Source organism: Acinetobacter sp. YH12095, from assembly GCF_013419245.1.
GTDB lineage: Bacteria > Pseudomonadota > Gammaproteobacteria > Pseudomonadales > Moraxellaceae > Acinetobacter > Acinetobacter towneri.
In genome coordinates, this window is record NZ_VPAL01000001.1 from 79,700 (window position 1) to 106,057 (window position 26,358).

Here is a 26,358-nt window from a genome sequence, read left to right on the forward strand (position 1 = left end):
CTTTAAGTATTTATTTCTGTTTTATTCTGTAATGCGTATTCAATCATTGCCATGCAGCTGTCTTGTAAACACAGATTACGAGTTTGCGATTGCGCTAAAAGTGCTTTACATAGTGCTGCATCTAAAAAGTAAGTATAAGAATCGGGAGGTTCAGGCATTGTTGCTGTGAATGCAGTTTGGGAACACACGATTGCATCGGAATCTAGCGTCCACGGATGTTGCACATAAATGTGCATCTCATCCGAAAACTGCTGCAAATTTAACAATACCTGAAATAAAGTCATGGGTTTAATTCGTGCAAGTAAGGCTTTTAAACCGTAGTGCTGTCAATCACTTTGCAGGTAGTGAATGCTTATTCAAAAGCACTCACATCTCCCACACCACGACGCACAATTTGCGGGTTGTCGCCCGATAAATCAATAATACTGGTGGTGCTAAGTGTGCCTAAGCCACCATCAATCAGTACATCAATACGTTTGTTGAGTTGTAGATCAATCTCGTATGGATCATCTAAAGGGTCTTCTTGCCCCGGTAAAATCAGGGTGCTGGTCAGTAAAGGTTCGCCTAATTCTTTAAGCAGCATGCGACAAATGGGGTTGCTTGGAATACGCAAACCAATGGTTTTTTTATTGGGATGCATCAAGCGACGCGGAACTTCACTGGTCGCAGGTAAAATAAATGTGGTGACCGCAGGCGTATTGTTTTTCAGTAGACGATACATGGCATTGTCCACTTTGGCGTAGGTGGCAATATCCGATAAATCGGCACAAATAATAGCGTATTGGTGTTTTGCGCCTAAACCACGAATTTGTGAAATGCGTTCCATCGCGTTTTTATTACCAATTTGGCAACCAATCGCATAAGCAGCATCGGTTGGATAGACCACCACATCGCCTGCGCGTATGCGTTCAACCGCTTGGCTGATTAGACGCGGCTGTGGATTTTCAGGATGTACTCTTAAATGCAACATATGAATTCCTCAGTAGCGTAAGTGTGACGTTAGGCTCATTATGAAAGGGGATTGATGTCAGTTGCAATCATTGCCTTGTGCTTTATTGCATTTAATCCAAATTTTTTCGTTCAAACTCTGCAATTTGTAATGTTTTGCCACCTCGGGTGCAGTAACAAATACATTCAATAAAGCGTTTTGCATCGCGTGGTAATTTGGCTTCTCCGTTAAAATAACGCTGTACTTGGGCAAAGACATTGTCTTTAAATGTGCGGCCATCTCCACCTTCACCGGTCAGGTTATCTAAAGATACACGGAATTTTCGTCCAAACGCTTGAGCAAACAGCCATTCAATGGCTTGAGGTTTAATTTCAACCTGTTCAAATAAGGCTTGTTGTTCCTGAGTACGACCATCGGGAGCATACCAATAGCCTAAGTCTGGCAGTAAACGTCGTTGTTCGCCTGCGATGCTCCAATGGCTAATTTCATGTAAGGCACTATTAAAGAAACCATGTGCAAATTGAATTCTTGCAGGCTGTGTTGCTGTGGCAGGAAAGTACTCAGGTTCAAAATCACCTTTGACCAAGTTCACATTTAGGTGGGAAAACCAGTGATTAAAGTGTAAGATTAGCCAGTCCACCTGTTCCGTTTCTGTATTGAGTTTTGCCCAGTCCGAGAGTTGCACTTGGGGGTGCGAAGTGTCAGAATTGGTGGTTGGAAGTGTGCTCTCAAGTGATGAAAAATTCACTTCTGTTTGCGGCTGCAACAGATGCATGACTGTGTTACCCAAAATTGGTCTGTCTAAATAAGTACAAAATTGTATCTTAATCTTTGACAGAGTACTGATGAATTTGTAGAATTGCCGCCTTAATTATGTCAGCAAATACCTTTCCGGCACAGATTGAGCCGTTTAAATGGGCTGAACAGGGCTTTACATGGTCAGGTAACCTGCCATTGTCTCGCTTTGCTCGTATCGCCCGTGAAGCTGTTGGATCAATTGATGATCAATTGGTTAACATAGACTGTAAGCTATCAATGGATGCGTATCATCGCATTGTATGGCTAGATGGTCATATTGAAACGAGAGTTCCAATGGAATGCCAACGCTGCTTGGGTTCTGTAGAAATAGACCTCGTTTCAGATTTTCATCTAGCTCTTGTGGATGATGAGTCACTGATAGAGCGCTTGGATGAGGATGCTGATTTCATTGTATTAGGTGAAAGTGAAGCCACCACCAAAGGCGATTATGATTCGCCTGCGACGGCTAATTTACTGTCACTTATAGAAGATGAATTGTTATTGTTGTTGCCTTTATCTCCTAAGCATGACGCTTGCGAGCATAAGCATCAACCTGCCATTCAGAACATTGCCGAAGAAAAACGTGATAATCCGTTTGATGTTTTGGCAAGTTTGAAAGGTAAACTTAACTGAAAATTATGTTATAATTTTTAGTTAAGACAACTCAATTTGTTCTGATCCATTTTTTCGATCTTTGTAAGGAGCCATCATGGCCGTTCAGCAAAACCGTAAAAGTCGCTCTCGCCGTGACATGCGCCGTTCACATGACGCTTTAACCGAGAATGCATTAACTGTAGACCAAGCTACTGGTGAAACTCATCGTCGTCACCACGTAACTAAAGATGGTTTCTACCGTGGTCGTCAATTATTCGCTAAAGCAGATGCTGAATAATTGGTGATGTATTAAGCGTCAAGCTTAGTAGAAAAAATGGGAGCGTAAGCTCCCTTTTTTTGTGCCCGATTTTTGTTGTATTTGGCAATTACTAAAAACAAAATTAAGTGTTAAATTTCCGCTCCATAACTGAGCTTACATGAGAAGGTGTGGGTTGTAGCTGCAAAAAACTACAATTTGCGCATCTTAATTAAAGGATTTTTTATGTCTGCTAAACGACTCGAGCAAGCAGCTCAAGCCACTAAAACTGCATTTGTCTTTCCTGGTCAAGGCTCACAAAAAGCCGGTATGTTGGCTGAGCTTGCAGAACAGTTTAGCGGTGTGCGCGAAACATTTGCAGAAGCCTCTGAAGCGATTGGCTTTGACTTATGGCACATTGCACAAAGTGGTGAAGGTTTAGACCAAACAGAATTTACTCAGCCTGTATTACTCACTGCAAGTATCGCTTTATGGCGTGTGTGGTTAGAGTTGGGTGGTGTTGCACCAAAATATTTGGCAGGACACTCATTGGGCGAATACAGCGCATTAGTAGCTGCAGGCAGCTTGAGCTTGGGCGATGCCGTTAAACTGGTAAACTTGCGCGGCAAATTAATGCAAAACGCTGTGCCACAAGGTCAGGGCGCAATGGCTGCCATTTTAGGCCTTGAAGATGCCAAAGTGCTTGAGCTATGTGAACAAGTGAATGTGCAAGGTCGTGGCTCGGTAGAAGCAGCCAACTACAATGCACAAGGGCAAGTGGTTATTGCAGGCGATAAAACTTTAGTCGAAGCAGTAATGGCATTGGCCAAAGAAAATGGCGGTAAAGCCATTGCCCTGCCTGTATCTGTACCTTCGCACTGTTCATTGATGAAACCTGCGGCAGAACAGTTTGCACAAGCTTTGGAACAAACTGCCATTGAGCTACCGCGTATTCCTGTAATACAAAATGTCAACGCTGGAATCGCGGCAGATGTTGCGCAATTAGGTCAGGCACTTACTGCGCAATTGTATCAATCGGTGCAGTGGACACAAACTATGCAATATCTACAAGATCAAGGTATTGAATATATCGTGGAATGTGGGCCAGGCAACGTATTGGCGAATCTTGCGAAGCGTTTACCGAATATCGAAAAAGCATTCCCACTCGACACACAAAGTCGTATGGAAGATGCGCTAAATGCCATTTTGGTGGCAGAAGGGAAAATTGCATGACACAAGAACGTAAAGTTGCATTAGTCACAGGTGCAAGCCGAGGGATTGGTGCAGCCATCGCTCAGCAACTTATTCAAGACGGTTTTTTTGTGGTAGGTACTGCCACTTCTGAAGCGGGCGCAGAAAAATTATCGGCAAGTTTTGCAGAAAACGGTGCAGGTAAAGTTTTAGATGTTCGTGATGGTGCTGCCATTGATGCCTTAGTTTCTGACATTGAACAAAGCTATGGTTCAGTTTTGGTATTGGTCAACAATGCGGGTATCACCAAAGATAATTTGTTACTGCGTATGTCAGAAGATGATTGGGATGACATTCTCAACATTCACTTAAAGGCAGTTTACCGTTTATCTAAACGTGTCTTGAAAGGCATGACCAAAGCACGTTTTGGACGCATTATTAATATTAGTTCTGTGGTGGCACATTTTGCGAACCCAGGACAAGCCAACTATTCTGCGGCAAAAGCCGGTATTGAAGCATTCAGCCGAAGCCTTGCCAAAGAAATGGGCAGTCGTCAAATTACAGTAAACTCGGTTGCGCCGGGCTTTATTGCAACTGAAATGACAGATCAGTTAAGTGAAGAAATTCGCAAAAAAATGAGTGAGCAAGTGGCATTAAACCGTTTAGGTGATCCACAAGATATCGCAAATGCAGTGAGTTTCTTGGCTTCTGACAAAGCTGGTTACATCACTGGTACAGTGTTACACGTAAATGGTGGTTTATACATGAGCTAAGCTCAAGTATAAACTTTCAAAATTTTATAGATTCAATTAAACTAACGGCATTAAAAACGCCACAAGCAATGAGGAGAATTCCTGTGAGCGATATCGAACAACGCGTTAAACAAGCGGTTGCAGAACAACTTGGTCTTAAAGCTGAAGAAATCAAAAACGAAGCATCTTTTATGGATGACTTAGGTGCTGACTCTTTAGACTTAGTAGAGCTTGTAATGTCTTTCGAAAACGATTTTGACATCACAATCCCAGACGAAGATTCTAACGAAATCACAACAGTTCAATCAGCAATTGACTACGTAACTAAAAAACTTGGTTAATTGTTGATTTCAGCTCTGCTGAAATGAAAGCCACCGCAAGGTGGCTTTTTTATGTGCTGGAGTTTTAAAATGAAACATGAAAAACGGCTTGTTTTTGAATATGTGATGCAGTTTACATTTTGTTACCAAGCTAATGTCTAATCACAACCGAAGTGGCTTATTTTTTAGTTATAAATAAATGAGAACATCGTGCTCATGCAAATGAGTGACGCTTTATAACAGCAGAAAAGAAAATAGGAGCACCTCATGGGTCTTTTTGATTTTGTAAAAGGGATTGGTAAGAAAAATACAGCACCTGCAGAGCCACAAGCTGCACCAAGCACACCTGCAGAACCATCAGCACAAGAAATTGCCAATAAACTTTTGGGGCATGTGAAAAGTTTAGGCTTACCTGTGACAGGTTTATCGGTGAGTTATAACGCAACTACTGACTTAGCGACAGTGCGTGGACAGGTCAACAGTCAGGCAGACCGTGAAAAAATTATTCTTGCAGTGGGTAATATTGACCATGTTGCACAAGTAGATGATCAACTCACAGTTGCAACCCCAGAACCAGAAAGCAAGTTCTATACAGTAAAATCAGGCGATACCTTATCTAAAATTTCTAAAGAATTTTATGGGGATGCCAACCAATACAACAAAATCTTTGAAGCTAACCGTCCATTATTGAAAAATGCCGATGACATTTTCCCTGGTCAAGTGTTGCGTATTCCAGCTTAAATGTGAGCAGCCTGAATAAAAAAGGCGCGTGATGCGCCTTTTTTTATTTTATTTTTTGTCATTTTTGGGGGGTTAGATTATTGTCCTATTCTCATAATGAATAAAAGAAGTAAAAAAACGGCTTTGTTTTATAAATATTTTGTAAGATGACGATTTTTAAAGGTTTGTAGAAATTTTAAAAATAAATAAATTAAACAAAATCAAATTTTTAGGTATTTGTACAACCTAGCCATTAAATACTAGATCGTATCTATAAAAAAACCGCCATGAATGGCGGTTTTCTCAATGACAACTCATGTGTCGCACAATGACAGCATATGTATCGCGTGACGCAGCGCTGTATTACCAGCTCAATGCACCGCCAGTCTGGTAATCGGTTACACGCGTTTCAAAGAAATTCTTCTCTTTACGCAAGTCCATCATCTCAGACATCCATTGGAACGGGTTGTTTACGCCAACAAACTGTTCAGGTAAACCGAGCTGACTTAAACGACGGTTACAGATGAATTTCAAATATTCTTCCATCATACCTGCGTTCATGCCCAATACACCACGTGGCATAGTGTCACGCGCATATTCAATTTCAAGCATCGTGCCTTCAAGAATCATTTGAATCACTTCTTGCTGGAATTCTGCAGTCCACAAGTGTGGGTTCTCAATCTTGATTTGGTTAATCATGTCGATACCAAAGTTCAAGTGCATAGATTCATCGCGTAAAATGTATTGGAATTGCTCTGCAACACCGTTCATTTTGTTACGACGACCCATCGACAAGATTTGGCTGAAACCGCAGTAGAAGAAAATACCTTCAAGTACACAATAGAATGCGATCAAGTTGCGTAGCAAAATTTGGTCGTTTTCAGGTGTACCTGTTTTGAAAGTAGGATCACTTAAAGATTGCGTGTACTTCAAGCCCCATGCTGCTTTACGCGCAACCGATGGTACTTCGCGGTACATATTGAAGACTTCGCCTTCATCCATACCTAAAGATTCGATGCAGTACTGGTAAGCGTGAGTGTGAATCGCTTCTTCAAAGGCTTGACGCAAAATGTACTGGCGGCATTCTGGGTTGGTAATGTGGCGATAAATAGCCAATACCAAGTTATTAGCAACCAATGAGTCTGCAGTAGAGAAGAAACCAAGTGAACGCATAACAATGGTGCGCTCATCTTCAGTTAAACCATTTTCAGACTTCCACAACGCGATGTCGTGGTTCATGTTCACTTCTTGCGGCATCCAGTGGTTTGCACAACCATCTAGATATTTTTGCCATGCCCATTCGTATTTGAACGGTACAAGCTGGTTTAAGTCTGCACGACAGTTGATCATGGCTTTATCATCAACCTGTACGCGAGATGCGCCCATTTCTAGTTCTTCAAGACCAGGTGCAACGTCCAATTGATCTAGAGCGTTAGATGCTCTTGCCAACGGATCGGTTGAATCTGTTGCTCTACTTCTAGGGGCTGCAGCGGGTTGTGCAGCTGCCACAGGCGTCTGTGGTTGCTCTGCATGAGATACCATCTGCGTATCATGCGCTTTTTGCGGCTCGACGGGCGCAGACTTGTGTTCAGGAGCAGCCGGTTTTTGCGAATCATCTTCGAAATCGTCCCAACTTAGGATAGACATATCAATTCTCTCTTCGTTGCTTTATATCTTTTATGGACATCCAGCTACGCTGAGATGTCTTAATATACGCTTAATTTGTGAAAGCAAAATTAAGTTTTGCTCATCTTGGTCTGAAAAATGTACATTCCGACCAATTTGCTCACGACTTATTTTGCTTTCGCTGTTGTTTTGCCGCTTGTACCCAAAAGTAAGCAATTGGTGCGTAAAACAACACTACAAAGGAAACCAGCAAGACCGCGAGTCCTAACATATAGTTGTGGGTCATGTGTGGCATGGTGGATTCCTTTTAAGTTTTATAAAGTGAATCTTAGCCAAAGCTAAGATTCACAGCTAAAGTCATTTTTTAGATGATTTAGTTGGCTTCACGGTTTCAATTACAGTAGTTTTTGGATGTTTTTTAGCATACTCCAAAGTTACGTATTGACCTGTGATTGCACTACGAGCAGCTTTATTAGCCATGACTCAATACCTCACGGATACAAAATCAAGATGACTCTTACTGGCTCAATAGATAATTCAATGTTAGAATCTCTATCGCATTCTCATATGCCAGCCTCGTCGTGACCATCTTGGTATCACTTCGAGGTTGAAAGCCTTCTACGAGTTTTGATCGGCCTGTAGAGGGCTTTTTTATTGCCTAAATTTTTTAAATCTCCTAAATCCCCCTTTTGCAAAGGGGGGTACTCCAGCCATTTGCTTCGAGGAATCCCCCCTCCTTTTAGGAGGGGTTAGGGGAGGTCAAGTGAAGCTTATTGACACGCCTCACAATCAGGATTATCAATACTACATGCCATTGGCACTGGTGCTGCTTGAGCAAAATCTCCATCAACAGCTGCTGCCGCTTCTGGTGCAGGAGTTGCTACAGGCGCTGCCGTAACAGTTGCAGGTTTTACTGCGTTCAATGCACCTGTGTTAATGGTTGATTTCTCTGCAGATGTTGCACCTAATGCACGTAGGTAATAAGTCGTTTTCAGACCACGCAACCATGCCATTTTATAAGTCAGGTCAAGTTTCTTACCGTTTGCACCTGCAATATACAAGTTCAACGATTGTGCCTGATCAATCCATTTTTGACGACGTGATGCTGCATCTACAATCCAGCGTGGTTCAACTTCAAACGCAGTCGCAAAAATCGCTTTCAATTCTTCAGGAATACGTGAAATTTTTTGTACTGAACCTTCAAAGTGTTTCAGGTCATTGACCATTACAGAATCCCACAAATCACGCGCTTTCAATGCACGAACGAGGTAAGGGTTGATTACTGTAAATTCACCAGACAAGTTCGATTTCACATACAAGTTTTGGAATGTCGGCTCAATAGACTGAGAAACGCCACAAATATTTGAAATGGTTGCAGTCGGAGCAATCGCCATCACGTTTGAGTTACGCATACCATCTTTTTGAACTTTGGCACGTAAGCTGTCCCAATCCAAACGCTGTGTACGGTCTACTTCAAACATACGTTCTGGACGTGATTTCGCCACAATGTCTAAAGAGTCAATTGGCAAGATGCCTTTATCCCACAATGAACCTTTAAATGTTTCGTAAGTACCACGCTCAACCGCCAAGTCGCTAGACGTTTGAATCGCGTAGTAGCTGATTACTTCCATAGATTCATCGGCAAATTCAACTGCAGCATCTGAACCATAAGCCAAGTTCATCTCATAAAGCGCATCTTGGAAGCCCATGATTCCCATACCTACAGGACGATGTTTCAAGTTTGAATTACGTGCTTGTGGTACAGCGTAGTAGTTAATGTCGATGACGTTGTCGAGCATACGCACTGCAGTTTTAATAGTACGTGCTAATTTTTCACGGTCTAACACACCACCTTGAACGTGTTGTACAAGGTTGATAGAACCCAAGTTACATACCGCGATTTCATCTTGGTTAGTATTGAGGGTAATTTCAGTACACAAGTTAGATGAGTGCACTACACCAACGTGTTGTTGCGGTGAACGTAAGTTACATACGTCTTTGAATGTGATCCACGGGTGACCTGTTTCAAACAACATTGACAACATTTTGCGCCATAAGTCCTTCGCACGAAGTTTTTTATGCAGCATGTTAGTTTCTTTAGCAATGCTTTCGTAGTACGCATAACGCTCAGCAAAAGCTTCGCCCGTCAAGTCGTGTAGGTCTGGTGTTTCAGATGGCGTAAACAATGTCCATTCTGCATCTTCAAAGACACGTTGCATGAACAAGTCAGGCACCCAGTTGGCTGTGTTCATATCATGGGTACGACGACGGTCATCCCCTGTGTTTTTACGCAGCTCTAGGAATTCTTCGATGTCTAAGTGCCAAGTTTCTAAGTACGCACATACCGCACCTTTACGCTTACCACCTTGGTTGACCGCAACAGCAGTATCGTTCGCTACTTTTAGGAACGGAACAACACCTTGAGATTTACCGTTTGTTCCTTTGATGTAGGAGTTCAAAGCACGTACTGGTGTCCAGTCATTGCCTAAACCACCTGCCCATTTAGACAGCATCGCATTGTCACGCATCGCGCCATAAATGTTGTAAAGGTCATCGGAAATTGTAGTTAAGTAACAGCTTGATAACTGTGGGCGTAGCGTACCTGAGTTAAACAGGGTAGGCGTAGATGCCATGTAGTCGAAGCTAGACAATAAGTTATAGAACTCGATTGCACGTGCTTCACGGTCATCTTCATTGAGCGCCAGACCCATTGACACACGCATAAAGAACAATTGTGGAAGTTCAAAGCGTACGCCATCTGAGTGAATGAAATAACGGTCAAATAAAGTTTGCAGACCTAAATAGGTAAACTGGTTTGAGCGTTCAGGCTGAATCGCTGCAGCAAGTTTGGCAAGGTCAAACTCAAGTAAGTCTGCAGAAAGCAAATCAAGTTCTACACCTTTTTTCAGGAAAGTTTCTAATGCTTCGCCTTCAGGTGTATCTGTTGCCAAACCTAAAAATTCTAAGCCTGTTGCTACCAAGTCATTACGCAATAAACGCGCAGTCACATAGGTATAGTTCGGCTCTTGCTCAATACGGGTACGAGTCGCCATCATCATGGTGGTTGAGATGTCAGACTCTTTTACACCGTTGTAGAGGTTTTTCACGGTTTCATCAATGATGGCATCTACATCAATGCCTTCTAAACCTTCTGCCGCTTTATTCACGGTTGCTTTTAACTCACCTAAATCTAGTGGTTTAAGCTGACCGTTTGCATCAGTGACTTGTAAAGTTGGGTGATGGTTTTCACCTGCTTGCTTACGTGCTTCTGAGCGTTGTTCACGGTAGATGACATAAGCACGAGCAACTTTTTGCTCGCCTGTACGCATGAGCGCAAGTTCAACTTGGTCTTGAATTTCTTCAATGTGAATGGTTCCGCCAGACGGTAAACGGCGGTTGAATGTGTTCAACACCATTTCAGTCAGTTGTTCGATCCGATCATGAATGCGGCTTGAATCGGCGCTTTGTTGACCTTCTACAGCCAAAAACGCTTTGCCAATTGCAACTGCAATTTTTTCAGCATCAAAAGCGGCAACATCACCAGTGCGTTTAATCACTTGTAATTGACCAGGGGTTGAGGTGATTACGCTCATGTCAGCATAGCTCCATTGTCATCTATTGTTATGTTTATGGACCATTAAACTGGGCAAAACTTAGGCCGCAGTGATTGAGGAATAAACACAAGACTTAGTGGTTTAAAATTGAATTGAACACAAGATACGGGAAAATTGAGGGTAGATCAATATTGACTTTTTCTTTTAAATTTTGACTATTTTAGGATTCAAATTTATCTCAAAAATACCGAATTTTGTCCTTTGGGCTATAAGCCTTATCAGACAAGGGCATAGCATAGCAAAGCTCGGAAAAACTGCTTATAGATAACCTTGTGGATAACTTTAAAAGTTGTGAGATAATTTTTCCAAAGGCGGCAAAGGCTTGATCTAGTGCAAAAAATACCCATTTTGTAACTTTATATTTCTTAAATCTGTTTAAAAATCACCAAAACTAGAAAAGTGCTATAAATTCAATGCTTAATAAAAATATAACAAAATAATACGCAGATGTATCAGTTTGGTGAACAGTATCTTGTTTACAATGTAAACGTGTGTATATTGCAAATTATATCAAGACCTATCTCTCAGATTTTAAAAGGATAGGTCGAATCCAATAAAGGGACAGGTTATGAGTCAAGAAGAAAAGTTACCAAAAATTTTAATTGTTGAAGATGATGAACGCCTTGCACGACTTACGCAGGAATACTTAATTCGCAATGGTTTGGAAGTTGGGGTAGAACCAGATGGCAACCGTGCGATTCGCCGTATTATTGCCGAGCAACCTGATCTTGTGGTGCTCGATGTGATGTTACCAGGTGCCGATGGTTTAACCATTTGTCGTGAAGTTCGTCCACATTATCATCAACCAATTTTAATGCTGACTGCGCGTACTGAAGATATGGATCAGGTGCTAGGTCTGGAAATGGGTGCAGATGACTATGTTGCAAAACCTGTGCAGCCGCGTGTGTTGTTGGCGCGTATTCGTGCTTTATTGCGCCGTACCGACAAAGTGACTGAAGATGAAGTGGCACAGCGCATTGAATTTGATGATTTAGTGATTGATAACGGTGGTCGTTCTGTAACTTTAAATGGTGAATTGGTTGATTTCACCAGCGCAGAATATGACTTGTTATGGTTATTGGCTTCAAATGCAGGGCGTATTTTATCTCGTGAAGATATTTTTGAGCGTCTACGCGGCATTGAATATGATGGTCAAGACCGTTCAATTGACGTGCGTATTTCACGTATTCGTCCAAAAATTGGCGATGATCCTGAAAATCCAAAACGTATTAAAACTGTGCGCAGTAAAGGTTATTTGTTCGTTAAAGAAACCAACGGCATGTAATACGCTTTTTTCTGAGTCAAATACTGGCTCACATATAAAATAAGTCACATAGGACGGATTTTGTGCTTAAACACAGTATATTCTTGCGCATATATGCAGGATTGGTGATCTTAGTTGCAGTAGTTGCCATTTTGGCGTACTTATTGGTGCAAATCATCAACTATCAGCGTGCGCAAGAATATCGTGAGTCTTTAACTGATGGTATGGCTTATATTATTAGTGAAGGGATTGCACGACAGCAAAACGAACAGCAAAAGAAAGACTGGATTTCTGATGCATCCGATTTGCTGGAATTGCCCATCTACTATGTGCAGGCAGACAAAGTAGATTTGTCGCGCGCAGAGCTTAGACGGATTAAAGAACGTAAAGCGGCTGTGCGCTATAATGCCGAAAATATGATTGCCTATATTATTTTGGGTATGAAAGATGATCCAAATCATTATTTATATATCAAGGCAGATAAAATTACAGAACGGCAAATGAAAGCTTTGCCGATTTTTGTTTTAGATTATTTGGTGTATTACCCGGGTCAGGAAAAAGAATATCTAGCCAAAATTCAGCAGCACTTTTCTTATCTGGTCAATATTAAAAATATTCAGGAACTGCCACTCGATTCTGAACAGATTGGGCGTTTAAGACTCGATCACAGCATTATTTTATATCGTGACAATGCCACCGTGCGTGGTACAACCATCTCGATTGTGTCACCGATGCCAAATTCACCCTCAGAAGTCTTGGTTTTAGGGCCTGTGCCGTTATTTAACTGGATGCCATTCCAGTTGGCAGCAGGCATTACCTTGCTCAGTATGTTTATGTTGAGCTTGGGGGTTTATGGTCTGATCTTGCCTATGCAGCGTAAGATTCGCCAAGTGAACTATGCCTTAAACCGTACTAAATCGGGCGATTTAAACATGCGTTTGCCTGTAGATGGCACAGATGAAATGGCAAGTTTGGCATCTAGCTATAACAGCATGTCTGACCATATTCAGCGTTTGATTGAAGCGCAGCGTGAACTGATGCGCGCTGTATCGCATGAGCTGCGCACGCCTGTGGCACGTATTCGTTTTGGTATGGAAATGCTGGCAGAAGAAGATGATTACGAATATCGCTTACAGCAAGTCGAAATGATTGATAAAGATATTGAGGCTTTAAACACCTTGATTGATGAGATCATGACCTATGCCAAACTTGAACAGGGCATGCCATCTTTAGAAATTGAAAAGATCGTTTTGGTTGAAGTGCTAGAGCAGGTGGCTACGGAAACAGAAGCATTGAAAACCCAAAAAGATATTCAATTGCTTGCCCCACCTGTGACTTTGGAAGTGGAAGCTGAACGCCGTTACTTGCACCGTGTGGTACAGAACTTGGTGGGCAATGCAGTCCGTTACTGTGACCATAAAGTTTTGATCAGTGGCGGCATTAACGAGCAAGGCATGGCCTATGTTTGTGTGGAAGATGATGGGCCGGGGATTCCCGAACAAGACCGAGAACGTGTATTTGAAGCCTTTGCTCGTTTAGATGACAGCCGCACCCGTGCTTCAGGTGGTTATGGTTTAGGTTTGTCTATTGTAAGCCGCATTGCTTATTGGTTTGGTGGCAAAATTGAAGTCGATCAGAGTCCGAACTTGGGTGGTGCACGTTTTATGATGGTTTGGCCTGCCAAACGGTTTAGTAAGGCAAGAAAAAAAGCCGCAGCAGAGAAAGAAAAAACCACCGATTCATTGACTTGAATTGAGTGCACCAAAACTAATTTTAGACATAAAAAAACCAGTGCAGTTCAAGGCACTGGTTTTTTATCGCTTTTTTATCTCTATGCAGATCAATCTATAACTTAGTGCGATTCTTTATATTGCTGATCGGCCTGTTCAAAACGGTCTGTCACTTCATGACTTGGCGCTTTACCCAATAAACTCACTACGACAATCGCAATCCAAGAACAGACAAAGCCCGGAATAATTTCATAAATACCTGTATCTGCCCAAAGGTTTTTCCAAAGAATGACCATAAGTGCGCCGACAACCATCCCCGCCAATGCACCATTTAAAGTCATGCGTTTCCAGAACAAAGACAAAATGATTAGTGGACCAAATGCTGCACCGAAGCCTGCCCAAGCATAAGAAACCAATCCCAAGACTTTTGATTCAGGATTACCCGCCATCCAAATAGCAAGCAGCGCAATCATGAGTACCATGCCGCGTCCGACCCACACCAATTCATTTTGTGAGGCATTTTTGCGTAAGAATGATTTGTAAAAATCTTCGGTTAAAGTACTTGAGCAGACCAAAAGTTGACAGCTTAGGGTACTCATCACGGCAGCTAAAATTGCAGCCAATACCACACCTGCCACCCACGGATTAAACAGGATTTTGGTCAGTTCCATAAATACTGTTTCAGGGTTGGCATTGACCACACCTGCCAGTTCAGGATGTTGCTGGAAGTAGGCGATACCAAAAAAGCCCGCAGCCACCGCACCGCCTAAACATAGTGTCATCCATGTCATGCCAATACGACGTGCATTCGGAATAGACTTGACTGAATCAACTGCCATAAAACGCACTAAAATATGTGGCTGTCCAAAATAGCCTAAGCCCCATGCCATGAGGGAAATGATCGCGACCCAGCTTAAATCTCCGACTAAATTCAGCGCCTGCGGACGAGCCGCTTCTAAAGCAAGTGTGACTTGGCTTAGGTCAGAAAAGCTGAGTAGGGTAATGATAGGGGTCAGCAAGAGCGCAAAAATCATCAAGCCAGCCTGAATGGTGTCCGTCCAGCTGACTGCCAAGAAACCACCAATAAACACATAGCTGATGGTGGCAATAGCACTAATCCACAATGCAGTGCTATAAGGCAGATCAAACATACTTTCAAATAAGCGCGCACCTGCAACCATGCCCGAAGCACAATAAATCGCAAAGAAAATTAGAATTACGCAGGCAGATACAATCCTTAAAATTTTTCTTTGATCATTAAAACGGTTAGAAAAATAATCAGGCAAAGTCAGTGCATTGTGCTGTACTTCGGTGTGTACTCGTAAACGACCTGCCACCAAAAGCCAGTTTAGCCATGCGCCAATAATCAGACCAACGGCAATCCACATTTCAGACAAACCTGAAAGATAAATGGCACCGGGTAAGCCCATCAGCAACCAGCCACTCATATCGGATGCGCCTGCAGAAAGTGCAGTGACAAAACTGCCAAGGCGACGACCACCTAAAATGTAGTCCGAGAAATTTCGAGTCGCGCGATAAGCCAATAAACCAATGACAATCATGGCGACAATATAAAACAGGAAAGTAATAATGGTGGGGTTGAGTGCGCTCATACAGTATCCATTTGGGTTTTGGACAGTCGATGAAAATACAGACTGCTGCTAGACGTGAGTCACTCAATTTTGTGAGTGCAGACATCTCATCTGCGGTGCTGATTTCATCAAGAAACGCGAAATTTAACCATACATTAAAAAATATTTCAGATTTTTTTCTGAATGGGCATAAAATAGGCAGCTTGAAAGCTGCCTATCATCTTGATGTTTATCTGATTTGCTTATGGATTATTGCGACCCATAACACCACGAATGGTATTCAGGACATCTGCAGGTAAGACCACAGTTTTGGCATTGTTGGATTTCGCCATATCTTGCATGGCTTTTACATATTGCTCACCCAATAAGTACGCCACAGGAATTTCTTTATCACCTACCGCAGAGCTGACCATTTCAATGGCACGTTGAGAAGATTCTGCCAATACAACTTGCGCTTCTGCATCACGACGTGAAGCTTCCAAACGACCATCGGCTTCTAAAATAGCCGCTTGTTTTTCACCATCGGCTTTGGTTACGGTAGCACGACGCTGACGTTCTGCTGCAGCTTGTTCTTCCATAGCTGCCTGCATGGTATGCGATGGTTTAATATCCTGAATTTCTACAGTTTTAAGGGTAATTCCCCAGTCTGAAATATCATCAGAAATGGCTGCTTTGAGTTTGGCTTTGATGTGATCGCGCGAAGACAAGGCATCATCCAAATCCATTTCACCCACAATAGAACGCAATGAGGTTTGAACAAGGTTTTGAATCGCCCAAGTATAGTTTTCAATGCCATACACTGCTTTTTCAGGAGTCGTGAGATTAATGTACGCTACCGCATTCATGAGCAGAACTGCGTTGTCACGGGTAATGACTTCCTGAGATGGAATATCTAATACAATATCTTTGGTGGTGACTTTATAGGCCACTTCATCGACATAAGGAATGACGAAGTTAAGTCCCGGTGCAAGTGTGGTGTGGTATTTACCCAGACGTTGCACAATCCACTTATAACCTTGCGGAACAATTCGCACGCCTTTAAAAATGGTAATTCCAACAAAGGCTAAAATCGCTAAAACAATAATAGATCCACCAGACATTTTAATTTCTCACTTTTTCATTGTCATGTGCGCTGTGATGCGGCTGCACCACCAAATCATTACCCAAAATATCAATCACGCGAATACGATCTCCCACTTGCACAGGGCTTGTGGTGCGGCAGTTCCATTCGTCTGAACCAAGTACGGGCATCGGGAAACGGACTTTAATTTGATCATGTTCCAAGTTGGTTTGAATAACCATGCCAATTTGTCCAATAGTGGCTTCGCGTGACAAGCCTGCTTTGGTTTTATCGGTAGATAAGGGTTTGATAAATTTAAACCACGCCAAGGTACATAGTACCGACAAGATAATCCACATCACCAATTGGGTGGTGGTACCCATCATGGGGAACATCCAGTATAAAATACCGACCATGACTGCCCCAATACCAAACCATAAAGCGGCAAACGCAGGCAAGACTAGTTCTGAAAGCATTAACAGAACGCCTAGTACAAACCAGTGCCAAGGTTCAAGAACGAATTCCATACATCTACTCGCGTATTTTTACGATTGGTTAATTCTAATTGCTTAGAGAAACGCATCGACTTAAAAAGATGCGCTCTCATCACTTTAACAGATCAATAAGTTTATGAATATTAAAAAAATCACTGAATCCTAAAATTTCGGACGCGGTGCAGGTTTCAGCGCGGCAGGTGATTTTTTAAAGTTATTGATGGCTTGCAGAATTGCTTTGACCTGTAATTGTGCGGCTTTTTCACCTTCTAAAATGGTTTGGTTACTGGCTTTTAAATCTAGAGTACCAATATGTCCAACTTTAGGTTGAATCACAATATTGGCCTGCGCCAATTCCTGATTGATACTTTGCTGTCCCATAATATTTAAAGTTTGATCGAGTAAGCCCCACATGCTGACAGGTTGATTGCCTGTTGGACGTGCAGAAATATCCACTGCAATGACTAAGTCGGCACCCATCGCTTTAGCCGTCTGTACGGGAATTGGGCTGACCAAGCCGCCATCCACATATTGTGTTCCGCCAATGGTGGCAGGTACAAAAACATTCGGAATACTGCAAGAGGCACGTACGGCTTGACCAGCATTGCCTTTAATAAAGTCGGCTTTACGTCCATTATCTAAACGTGTGGCAACGGCAGCAAAACGAATTGGAAATTTTTCAATCGGTTTATTGGCTACGTGTTGATTGACAAAGTCTTGTAACTTTTGACCTGCAATAAAACCCTGACGGTTTAAGGTTAAATCACGAATGTCGGATTCTTTAAAGGTTAGGGCAATATGTTGGAGCTGATAAGGACTTTTACCACTGGCGTATAAACTGCCGACAAAGCTGCCTGCACTGGTGCCTGTGACAATTTTTGGTTTAATCCCGTGAGACTCTAAAACTTTAATGACGCCAATATGTGCAAAACCTTTAGCACCACCGCCACCCAGCGCCAGTGCAATTACAGGTTCACGTGCTTGGATAGGTGTGGTGCTTGGCGGTGTTTTTGTTGTTTTGTCGCAGCCAGCCAAAGTTAGAGCTAGTACGCCCACTAAAGAATAACGAATCAGTTGCATATCAAATCTAAATTTAGATCAAAGAATATTGCGCCCATCTGAACAAAAAATAGAAACTTTGACTAGCCCTTTTTCAAAAGCTTTTGTAACGGTTTTGCCAACCAATGTGGATTTTTAGCCGAAAACTTGCCGTGATATTGCGTATAAATTGCATCTAAATCTTGAGCATAATCGCCCGTAGGATGAAACACGCCCAAAATATGAATGGTTTTGTGTGCATAATCAAAAGAGAACATCACAATTGGGATATTGGCGCCGTAGGCAATATGGTAAAAGCCACTGCGGATATTTTCGGCTTGTTTACGTGTGCCTTCGGGCGCCATACCAATCCAGATTTTTTCTTTTTTTCGTACAATCTCAATAATATCTTGGGTATGTCCTTGAGGAGAATGGCGCACCACAGGAATTACCCCAATCCAGTTTAAAAGTGGCTTGAGTGGGGTTTCAAATAAAGTGTGCTTACCAAAAATAGTAATTTGAATACCTAAACCGAGTAGGGCGGTAAAACCATGCCACGCATCAATATTTGACGTATGCGGTGAGATAATAGCAACTGCTTTGGGCAAGTTGGGAAATTCGCCCACCATTTGCCAGCCTTGCGCCAAAAAAATATTTTTAAATAAAGCACGACTGCTGGCTGTTCCACGTTGTGGAACTTGGTCGGGTAACTGTGGAAATTGCCGTGCACTGCGTGCAAAAGGATTGGTGATTTTCATGAATGCGATGTCATCCTGACGTGCGTGATTAACAACAATAAATACCCAATATCATGACGCATGAATCTAAATCTATTCAAGATATTAGACTTTCGCTTTGTCTGATTCATTGGCAAAATAGTCGAAATCTGAATGTGAAAGTGATGAAAAATAACAATCCATTATTCAAAATTTTAGTGTAGTACTGCGTTTTTTTGATCTTTTGCCCATATCTAAATTGAGATGCTATGCCCAATTTGCGCCAAACTTATTTGTTGTTATTTTCTCTGTATTGGGCGCAGGGCTTGCCTGTTGGTTTTATGACCCATGCCTTGCCTGTGATTTTACGTGCGCAAGGTGTGTCTTTGGCACATATTGGCGGTTTCGGTTTGTTAATGCTGCCATGGTCAATCAAAGTGTTTTGGGCACCTTTGGTGGATCGCTTTGGACATTCATATTTTGGGCATTATCGTAGCTGGATTTTGCCGTGCCAGTGGCTGAGTGTTTTGGTGCTGATTGGGCTGTCCTTTTTACCGATTGAGTCCTTAAATCATCCTATATATTTGTGGGTGTTTTTTGTGGCTTTGCTCGGTATGAACTTGGTCGGTGCAACCCAAGATATTGCCACCGATGGTTTGGCGGTCAATATTTTACAAGCCAAACAGCAACATTGGGGTAATACCTTTCAGGTGGTTGGTTCACGACTGGGCTTTATTGTCGGTGGTGGAGCAATTCTGTGGGCATTGGATTGGCTAGATTGGCAAAAAACCTTTCTGATTTTAGCGGGATTGGTGTTTTTAAATACCTTGCCAATTTTAATGTTTAAAGAGCCACAACATGCTGCTAAACAAGTGCTTGTTCAAGCTCAAAGTAAAATGTCATTTCACGCACGTCTTGCTGCGATTCGTGAATATCTGCGCTATTTTGTGGAAACGCCTGTACTGTACGCATGGCTATGGGTGTTACTCAGCTTTAAAATTGCCGATGGTTTGGCTGGCCCTTTATTAAAACCTTTAATGGTAGATTTAGGCTTAAGCTTTTCTCAAATTGGCATTTATGTGACCATGTTGGGAGCCATGGCCGCTTTGTTAGGTGCAGGCATCGCAGGGTTGATGCTGAAATGGTGGTCTAGAGCGCATGCCCTCATCATTTTTTCTGTGCTTAAAATTTTGAGTTTAGTGGCCTATGCTTATTTGGCTGAATTGTATGAACAGCAAGTTGATGTTGCACACTGGCTGATTTATAGCATTAATGCTGCAGAAGATTTGTGCTCTGCCATGTTACTTGTGGTGATGCTGACCTTGATTATGCAGTACAGCCGTAAACAATACGCAGGGACCGACTTTACATTTCAGGTTGCGATTATGGCGACTGTGAGCGGGGTACTCTATACCCTGAGTGGAATGTTGGGCGATGCTTTAGGCTATGCGAATTACTTGCTGTTGATTTGTGTTGTTGCGATTTTATGCCTTGTCACGATCTGGAAATGGGCAAAGCTTGCGAAAAGCGCTCACTCATCCACGCTCGAATAAGAAGATAGATCATCAAGACAGAATGACAGGCTTAAACCACTTTAAAAAATTCATTGAGTGGAAAAAATAAAAGCGACCTTTAAAGAGTCGCTGGAGTATAAAAGGTATCCACATTGAAGCAGATACCGATCTCGTTTTTGTGATTTTCAAAAATTATTATTTGCGCTTTCAGTGCTTCACTTCGGCAGCGCAGGCAGTATAACTTTAAATTATGACAATCCTGCGACAGTTTAAGTCGCATAGAGATGTGTTGCAGGTAAAATCAGCATATTCTAGCTGCGGTATGGGGTATTGATTGCCTGTGTCCATTGTTGGTGATTACAACGCGGGCAGACTTCATTGGCATGTTTAAGTAAACGGACATGCCCGCAATACATGCAGGCATAATAAGTGTGTGGAACTATGCGGTACGCGAGTTGGCAAGCTTTAGGAAATAAGGGTAAACCATAGCGTGTGGCATCGCCATGAAAAAACAACATGCTGAATTTTCCATCACTTTCTAGTAAGCCAACACGTACTTGCCCTAAATGCTCCACGCCTTGTTGGCGCATTTCGGCAAAGAATTCATCATGCGACATTTTACCGTACTTAATTTTTTCTAAGACCAATTCACCATCTTCTACAATATATAGCGATTTACCTTCAATCAAATCTTCAAAGGGTTGGTATTTCATCATGAGCCATGTGGTCAGGCGATACATCCCAATCACCACTGTCATCACCACCAAGGCATGTACCAAGGGTAAATCTTCAGTGAACATAGGGTCGCCCGCAATAGAACCGAGCGATAAAATAATGGCCAATTCAAAAATAGAAAGCTGGCGTACTCCGCGTTTTCCTGTGAGGCGTAAAAATAGAATAATCATGCCAAACATGAGTGCAGCACGAATCATTAATTCTGCAACAAATGTCCATGTGGTGTCGTGAATGAAGATGGTGAACCAATCCATAGATTGTCTATTTTGTTATTTTGATGCTTGATACTATGCTTAAATTGAGTGGGTAAAATAGTGGTTTTGAGTAAAGAACTGCAATTATTTTAGTGGTTTAGAAACATAGAAATTTGTTATATTGCCTAAAAACTATAAATACAAAAATAATGAATCAGAAGATGAATTCACAACTATTACAATTTGCCAAATCTATGCGTCATGCTGCTACGGATGCTGAAAATTTGCTGTGGCAACTACTTAGTGCAAACGCTTTATGGTGCTCAAATTTAGACGTCCGTAGATGATTGAACCGTATATTGTAGATTTTTACTGTCATGAGATTGGCTTGGTCATTGAGTTGAATGGCGGTCAGCACAATACGGAAAATGGTCAGGCTTATGATGTCGAGCGCACTCAGTTTTTAGAGACTTTGGGCTTAACTGTCGTGCAGTATTGGAATTCTGATGTGTTGGGAAGGGTGGATGTGGTGTTGGAGGATTTGTGGCAGGTGTGTTCTGAATTGAAAAATACCTCTTTTATTAAAGAGGTATTTTGAAAATTATCGACGATTGCTTGATTCAAAATCTACACGGGGATCAGCACTTTCCGTAGTTACTCTGTAATTTGACGGTAAATTAACAGAATCTTTAACCCATGTAGGTCTAGGACGGCTAGAAGCTGTTAGGGTTGTTAAAGTATTTTGATTATTTCTTGATGTAGAGTTTTGAGAGTTCTGTGTATGTCTGGACATTGCATTCTCCCGTTAACCATAAAATTAATAGATATAGACATAATATGCTAAAAATAGCTGCTGCACAATTAATCTCTGAATAAGCTTTCTCTAAAGCAATAACTTTGTCTTCAAGCATTTGGGCATTTCGAGAAATTAAATCCTGATAAATTTCTCCCATATACCACAGGCATGTTCTTTCGTCATTATCCATAAAAGTGTTAATTAAATTGGTGTCATCCAACGGAACTTTTTCTAGTGCAGAAAGACTAAGTACTTTTGCAATTTTATACCAACAGCTTAGAATTGCTATAAACAAGATTACACATAAAATATATAAAATCCATTTAGTTAATGAAGTGCAAGCATAAGCAGTAAAAGTTTCTAACTTGGTTAGTGCTGCTGAGTAGGCAACTATCACAATACCAACCATTGTTGAATATTTAATTGCTTTATCATCCAGTGATTTACTTCTATCGATCTCTAGTTGATATTCATGCTTGGAAACTTCAAATAGAATTTTATATTTATTGATGTCATCTTGGCTCATATTGAAAAACAAAGGGCTGAATAATCAGCCCTTTATACACAAATTAGATCAAGCTAACAACACATTAAAGCGCTGCAATCTGCTCCATATTCGCTTTAATTTTCGCTAACTGATCTGCAAATTCAGCAAGTTTCACTTTCTCGCCTTCAACCACAGCCGCAGGGGCTTTCGCCACAAAACCTTCATTTGCAAGTTTAGTTGCAATTTGGTCATGCTGCTTTTGAACCTTGTCTAAGTCTTTTTGTAGACGACCCAATTCTGCTTTCGGGTCAATCAAACCCTTCATTGGAACGAATACAGACACGTGACCGACTACAGAAGAAGAAGACAATGGTGGTTGTTCACCATCTGCCAAGAAGGTAATGCTTTCAACTTTCGCCAATGCTTTAAACAACGGTTCAATACGAGAAATTTGTGCTTTTTCTGCTTCAGTCGTGTTCTGTAAAAGTACAGGCAATAAACGTGCATTACCTAGACCCATTTCACCACGAATGTTACGCACCGCACCAATCAAACCTTGTAGCCATTGCATATCTGCTTCGGCTTGTTCGTTGATTTTGGCTTCATCTGCAACAGGGTAGTTTGCCAACATAATGGTTTCGCCACCCAAGCCAATCATTGGCGCAAGGGTTTGCCAAATTTCTTCAGTTAAGTACGGCATGATTGGATGAGCAAGACGTAAAGAAGCTTCCATCACCGCAAGCAATACACGACGAACTTCGGCTTTGCGTTCTTCAGAAACAGACTCATCATTCAGAACAGGTTTGGTTAGCTCTACATACCAGTCGCAGTATTCATTCCAAATAAAGTCATAAATCGCTTGCGCAGCCAAGTCTAAACGGTAAGTTGCAAACGCTTGATGAACAGCTTGCTCTGCCTTTTGTAAACGGCTCACAATCCACTGTTCAGGCAATTCCCAAAGGTCTTGACGTGCCTCTTGACCAACCGTTTGACCTTCAACATTCATCAATACAAAACGGGTAGCATTCCAAATTTTGTTGGCAAAGTTACGATAACCTTCCACACGTTTCATATCAAACTTGATGTCACGACCTGTATTTGCCAATGCGCAGAAGGTAAAACGAACCGCGTCTGTGCCATAAGCCTGAATCCCTTCTGGGAATTCTTTGCGGGTCGATTTTTCAATTTTCGCTGCTTGTTTCGGGTTCATCAAACCCGTCGTACGTTTCTGTACTAAAGTTTCAAGATCTACACCGTCAATCAAGTCTAATGGGTCAAGCACGTTGCCCTTAGACTTCGACATTTTTTGACCTTCGCTGTCACGTACCAAACCGTGAACGTAAACTGTTTTGAACGGTACTTGTGGCGTGCCATCTTCATTCTTCATGAAGTGCATGGTCATCATGATCATACGCGCCACCCAGAAGAAGATGATGTCAAAACCTGTCACCAATACATCAGTGGAGTGGAAGGTATTTAAGAAGTAGTTTTCTGCATCTTTCTTGGCATCACCCGTCCAACCTAAGGTCGAGAATGTCCAAAGTGCAGAGGAGAACCATGTATCCAGTACGTCTTCGTCTTGGTTTAATTGAACATCGGCAGGGATATTATTTTTCGTACGAACTTCTTCTTCGTTACGACCTACATAAACATTGCCTTCAGCATCGTACCAAGCAGGAATACGGTGACCCCACCACAATTGACGCGAGATACACCAGTCTTGAATGTTGTTCATCCACGCCATATACATATTGCTGTATTGCTCAGGCACGAACTTGATGCGACCATCTTGCACCGCTTCAATTGCAGGCTGCGCCAACGGTGCAATTTTCACATACCATTGGTCAGTCAATAATGGCTCAACAATTACGCCCGAACGGTCACCGCGAGGTGGTTTCAAGGTGTACGGTTGGATTTGATCTAACCAACCTTCGCTTTTCGCTTGTTCAACTAATTTTTTACGTGCTTCAAAACGCTCTAAACCAATGTAGTCTGCAGGTGCAGGAATGGTTTTAGAAATTTGTTCGCCTGCTTTCGCAATATATTCAAACTCAGCCAATACTTCAGCATTTTTGTTGAAGATATTGATGATTGGCAATTCGCAGCGTTTACCGACTTCATAGTCATTGAAGTCGTGTGCAGGGGTAATTTTTACACAACCTGTACCGAATTCTTTATCGACATACTCATCTTTTACGATTGGAACGGCACGACCTGTAATTGGGAGGATGATGTTTTGACCAACAAGGTGCGAGTAACGCTCATCATCAAGGGCAACCGCAACCGCAGTATCACCCAGCAATGTTTCAGGACGAGTGGTTGCCACTACAATGTGATCTTTACCATCGTGAGTGCGTAGTGATTTATCTTCAAAGAAATATTTGAAGTGCCACAATGAACCTTGTTCTTCTTTATCCGACTCAACTTCTAAGTCAGAAAGGGCAGTTTGTAATTTTGGATCCCAGTTTACAAGGCGTTTGCCGCGGTAAATTAAACCTTCTTCGTGTAGTTTCACGAAAACTTCTTTCACCGCATTCGATAAGCCTTCGTCCATAGTGAAGCGTTCACGTGACCAATCTACCGAAGAACCTAAACGGCGGATTTGACGGGTAATGTTACCGCCAGATTGTTCTTTCCATTCCCAGACTTTTTCGATGAATTTTTCACGACCTAAGTCATGGCGGCTGATATTTTGCGCGCCCAATTGACGCTCTACTACCATTTGTGTGGCAATACCCGCGTGGTCTGTACCTGGTTGCCATAAAGTATTTTTACCCGACATACGGTTAAAGCGCGTGAGGGCATCCATAATGGCGTTGTTAAAACCATGACCCATGTGCAAGCTACCTGTGACGTTTGGCGGCGGAATCATGATACAGAATGATTCGCCTTTTTCAGACGGCTTAAAGTAGCCGTTTTCTTCCCAAGTCTTGTACCATTTTTTCTCGATCTCGGTAGGATCGTAGGTTGTAGCAATATTTTGCGCTGAATCAGTCATAGTAAGAACAGGTTAAAAGTGAATAAAAAATTGCAACTATTGTAGCAAAAAAATTGCCCGCTAAGCGAGATTCAACTCAGCCAAACTTATCGCAATTGGCAGTTGGGCAAACTCATCGTATGATGGGCGACAAGTATGATAAAAACTTCAAGTTCTCCGTTGCCTGTAACACTGTTTTAAACTGGGTTTAAGCAATGGATTTTAAAATAGATGAAAACACATCAATACGGTCAAAATAGGCAAGTTCAGTTATGACTTATGCTGTATCTTTAAAATTAAAACCAGAAACATATCAAAGATTTCAACACATTCATCAACAACTCAATGCAGGTGAATCGGAAAGTTTATCTAAAGCTTTGGGGGCGGTACTGACCGATATTTCTTGTGAAATTATTGAGCAACTTTTTGGTGAATTGTCACGTTCTAGTCATTCACTGGATGGTGAATCTGAAAAAATTATTCAGCAAGTCATACAAACCATGCAAAAATATATGCCATGGTCGGTGTCGTTTTTTGGCAATGAACGCTTAACGCCTATGGTGAATTATCTGGCAAGCATGATGTATCAGCAGGAAGGGCAAGGTTTTGTGACTTATCCTGTCGATAGTATTGTTATGAAAGAAACGTTGGGTTGTATTGAGCAAATTCGGCAGGGCAACAGTGCATGTATTGCGCCTGCATTTAAAGGGTTTACTCAAATTATTGATCAGGGCGTGGGTTATTTAATTCGTGATCCGAAAAAAATGCTGAAATTTAATTTGGTGGTCGATAAAACTTTAAACGGCGTGATTCATTTGACTACGCAACTGGGGTATAAACGCCTAGAAAAAATGGGTGTGCAATTCGATTTAGAAAGTGCAGAGATATATTTAAACCATTTTCTTGGGTTTTTGCAGCATCCTGCAAAGCCCAAGATTTAA

General features: G+C 41.9%; 25 protein-coding genes and 1 pseudogene. 11 read left to right on the forward strand and 15 right to left on the reverse strand.

Going from position 1 to position 26,358, the window contains the following annotated elements:
* Nucleotides 1–2: 2 nt before the first annotated feature.
* The 3 genes from FTU35_RS00395 to FTU35_RS00405 form a co-directional block, all read right to left on the reverse strand.
* Entirely contained in the window at nucleotides 3–284 is a 282-nt protein-coding gene (locus FTU35_RS00395) for a hypothetical protein (protein WP_180051974.1), read from the reverse strand.
* A gap of 68 nt (nucleotides 285–352) precedes the next feature.
* Nucleotides 353–970, reverse strand: a complete 618-nt coding sequence (locus FTU35_RS00400; protein WP_004972336.1) for an L-threonylcarbamoyladenylate synthase — start codon at nucleotides 968–970, stop codon at nucleotides 353–355.
* A gap of 91 nt (nucleotides 971–1,061) precedes the next feature.
* Complete coding sequence (locus FTU35_RS00405) at nucleotides 1,062–1,724, reverse strand: elongation factor P hydroxylase (RefSeq protein WP_180064422.1); 663 nt, start codon at nucleotides 1,722–1,724, stop codon at nucleotides 1,062–1,064.
* A gap of 98 nt (nucleotides 1,725–1,822) precedes the next feature.
* Between FTU35_RS00405 and FTU35_RS00410 the strand changes: the two genes are divergently transcribed.
* From FTU35_RS00410 to lysM, 6 genes are all read left to right on the forward strand, one after another.
* Nucleotides 1,823–2,380 (forward strand): DUF177 domain-containing protein, encoded by a 558-nt coding sequence (locus FTU35_RS00410; protein ID WP_131260705.1) that lies wholly within the window; start codon nucleotides 1,823–1,825, stop codon nucleotides 2,378–2,380.
* Nucleotides 2,381–2,456: 76 nt separating this feature from the next.
* Nucleotides 2,457–2,639, forward strand: a complete 183-nt coding sequence (gene rpmF / locus FTU35_RS00415) for a 50S ribosomal protein L32 (protein WP_004972331.1) — start codon at nucleotides 2,457–2,459, stop codon at nucleotides 2,637–2,639.
* Between the two features lie 204 nt (nucleotides 2,640–2,843).
* Nucleotides 2,844–3,830 carry an ACP S-malonyltransferase gene (fabD, locus tag FTU35_RS00420; RefSeq protein ID WP_096902067.1) on the forward strand — a complete coding sequence of 329 codons (987 nt, stop codon included), beginning with the start codon at nucleotides 2,844–2,846 and terminating at the stop codon, nucleotides 3,828–3,830.
* A complete protein-coding gene (gene fabG, locus FTU35_RS00425; protein WP_019837736.1) occupies nucleotides 3,827–4,561 on the forward strand; it encodes a 3-oxoacyl-ACP reductase FabG in 735 nt (244 codons plus the stop codon). The genes fabD and fabG overlap by 4 nt, the downstream gene beginning before the upstream one ends.
* 83 nt (nucleotides 4,562–4,644) lie before the next feature.
* A complete protein-coding gene (gene acpP, locus FTU35_RS00430) occupies nucleotides 4,645–4,881 on the forward strand; it encodes an acyl carrier protein (RefSeq protein ID WP_001279871.1) in 237 nt (78 codons plus the stop codon).
* Between the two features lie 246 nt (nucleotides 4,882–5,127).
* Complete coding sequence (gene lysM, locus FTU35_RS00435) at nucleotides 5,128–5,601, forward strand: peptidoglycan-binding protein LysM (protein ID WP_004972325.1); 474 nt, start codon at nucleotides 5,128–5,130, stop codon at nucleotides 5,599–5,601.
* Nucleotides 5,602–5,943: 342 nt separating this feature from the next.
* On the opposite strand, the gene FTU35_RS00440 is transcribed toward lysM, so the two are convergent.
* The 4 genes from FTU35_RS00440 to FTU35_RS00445 form a co-directional block, all read right to left on the reverse strand.
* A complete protein-coding gene (locus tag FTU35_RS00440) occupies nucleotides 5,944–7,227 on the reverse strand; it encodes a ribonucleotide-diphosphate reductase subunit beta (protein WP_154320991.1) in 1,284 nt (427 codons plus the stop codon).
* Nucleotides 7,228–7,366: 139 nt separating this feature from the next.
* Nucleotides 7,367–7,501, reverse strand: a complete 135-nt coding sequence (locus tag FTU35_RS13435) for a hypothetical protein (RefSeq protein WP_004972322.1) — start codon at nucleotides 7,499–7,501, stop codon at nucleotides 7,367–7,369.
* 62 nt (nucleotides 7,502–7,563) lie between these two features.
* Nucleotides 7,564–7,686 carry a hypothetical protein gene (locus tag FTU35_RS13440; protein ID WP_257220019.1) on the reverse strand — a complete coding sequence of 41 codons (123 nt, stop codon included), beginning with the start codon at nucleotides 7,684–7,686 and terminating at the stop codon, nucleotides 7,564–7,566.
* A gap of 290 nt (nucleotides 7,687–7,976) precedes the next feature.
* Nucleotides 7,977–10,799, reverse strand: coding sequence for a ribonucleoside-diphosphate reductase subunit alpha (locus tag FTU35_RS00445; protein WP_179991156.1), 2,823 nt, complete (start codon nucleotides 10,797–10,799; stop codon nucleotides 7,977–7,979).
* 589 nt (nucleotides 10,800–11,388) lie between these two features.
* Between FTU35_RS00445 and bfmR the strand changes: the two genes are divergently transcribed.
* Entirely contained in the window at nucleotides 11,389–12,105 is a 717-nt protein-coding gene (bfmR, locus tag FTU35_RS00450) for a response regulator transcription factor BfmR (RefSeq protein WP_096902057.1), read from the forward strand.
* 62 nt (nucleotides 12,106–12,167) lie between these two features.
* Nucleotides 12,168–13,835, forward strand: a complete 1,668-nt coding sequence (gene bfmS, locus FTU35_RS00455; RefSeq protein ID WP_373683501.1) for a sensor histidine kinase BfmS — start codon at nucleotides 12,168–12,170, stop codon at nucleotides 13,833–13,835.
* A gap of 101 nt (nucleotides 13,836–13,936) precedes the next feature.
* Here bfmS and putP read toward each other — a convergent pair whose 3' ends face one another.
* The 5 genes from putP to FTU35_RS00480 all read right to left on the reverse strand — a co-directional run bounded on the left by putP (nucleotide 13,937) and on the right by FTU35_RS00480 (nucleotide 18,756).
* Complete coding sequence (putP, locus tag FTU35_RS00460; protein WP_179991155.1) at nucleotides 13,937–15,427, reverse strand: sodium/proline symporter PutP; 1,491 nt, start codon at nucleotides 15,425–15,427, stop codon at nucleotides 13,937–13,939.
* Nucleotides 15,428–15,648: 221 nt separating this feature from the next.
* The gene (locus tag FTU35_RS00465) at nucleotides 15,649–16,506 is read right to left on the reverse strand and encodes an SPFH domain-containing protein (RefSeq protein WP_004972306.1); all 858 of its coding nucleotides are present in this window, start codon (nucleotides 16,504–16,506) and stop codon (nucleotides 15,649–15,651) included.
* 1 nt (nucleotide 16,507) lies between these two features.
* Nucleotides 16,508–16,993 (reverse strand): NfeD family protein, encoded by a 486-nt coding sequence (locus tag FTU35_RS00470; protein WP_096902094.1) that lies wholly within the window; start codon nucleotides 16,991–16,993, stop codon nucleotides 16,508–16,510.
* A gap of 129 nt (nucleotides 16,994–17,122) precedes the next feature.
* Entirely contained in the window at nucleotides 17,123–18,040 is a 918-nt protein-coding gene (locus FTU35_RS00475; RefSeq protein WP_096902052.1) for a patatin-like phospholipase family protein, read from the reverse strand.
* Nucleotides 18,041–18,102: 62 nt separating this feature from the next.
* A complete protein-coding gene (locus FTU35_RS00480) occupies nucleotides 18,103–18,756 on the reverse strand; it encodes a 1-acyl-sn-glycerol-3-phosphate acyltransferase (RefSeq protein ID WP_004972299.1) in 654 nt (217 codons plus the stop codon).
* A 227-nt stretch (nucleotides 18,757–18,983) separates the two neighbouring features.
* Here FTU35_RS00480 and FTU35_RS00485 point away from each other — a divergent pair, with 227 nt between their 5' ends.
* Nucleotides 18,984–20,267 carry an MFS transporter gene (locus FTU35_RS00485; RefSeq protein ID WP_179991154.1) on the forward strand — a complete coding sequence of 428 codons (1,284 nt, stop codon included), beginning with the start codon at nucleotides 18,984–18,986 and terminating at the stop codon, nucleotides 20,265–20,267.
* Between the two features lie 272 nt (nucleotides 20,268–20,539).
* On the opposite strand, the gene FTU35_RS00490 is transcribed toward FTU35_RS00485, so the two are convergent.
* Nucleotides 20,540–21,217, reverse strand: a complete 678-nt coding sequence (locus FTU35_RS00490) for a YetF domain-containing protein (protein WP_178866190.1) — start codon at nucleotides 21,215–21,217, stop codon at nucleotides 20,540–20,542.
* A gap of 149 nt (nucleotides 21,218–21,366) precedes the next feature.
* Between FTU35_RS00490 and FTU35_RS00495 the strand changes: the two are divergent.
* Nucleotides 21,367–21,755 (forward strand): annotated as a pseudogene (locus tag FTU35_RS00495) (endonuclease domain-containing protein).
* A gap of 148 nt (nucleotides 21,756–21,903) precedes the next feature.
* Here the strand turns inward: FTU35_RS00495 and FTU35_RS00500 are convergent.
* Together FTU35_RS00500 and FTU35_RS00505 are read right to left on the reverse strand one after the other, a co-directional pair.
* Nucleotides 21,904–22,479 (reverse strand): hypothetical protein, encoded by a 576-nt coding sequence (locus tag FTU35_RS00500; protein WP_136144609.1) that lies wholly within the window; start codon nucleotides 22,477–22,479, stop codon nucleotides 21,904–21,906.
* A gap of 64 nt (nucleotides 22,480–22,543) precedes the next feature.
* The gene (locus FTU35_RS00505) at nucleotides 22,544–25,438 is read right to left on the reverse strand and encodes a valine--tRNA ligase (RefSeq protein ID WP_179988540.1); all 2,895 of its coding nucleotides are present in this window, start codon (nucleotides 25,436–25,438) and stop codon (nucleotides 22,544–22,546) included.
* Between the two features lie 251 nt (nucleotides 25,439–25,689).
* Here FTU35_RS00505 and FTU35_RS00510 point away from each other — a divergent pair, with 251 nt between their 5' ends.
* Nucleotides 25,690–26,358: a hypothetical protein gene (locus FTU35_RS00510; RefSeq protein WP_179991153.1), complete on the forward strand. Its 669-nt coding sequence runs from the start codon at nucleotides 25,690–25,692 to the stop codon at nucleotides 26,356–26,358.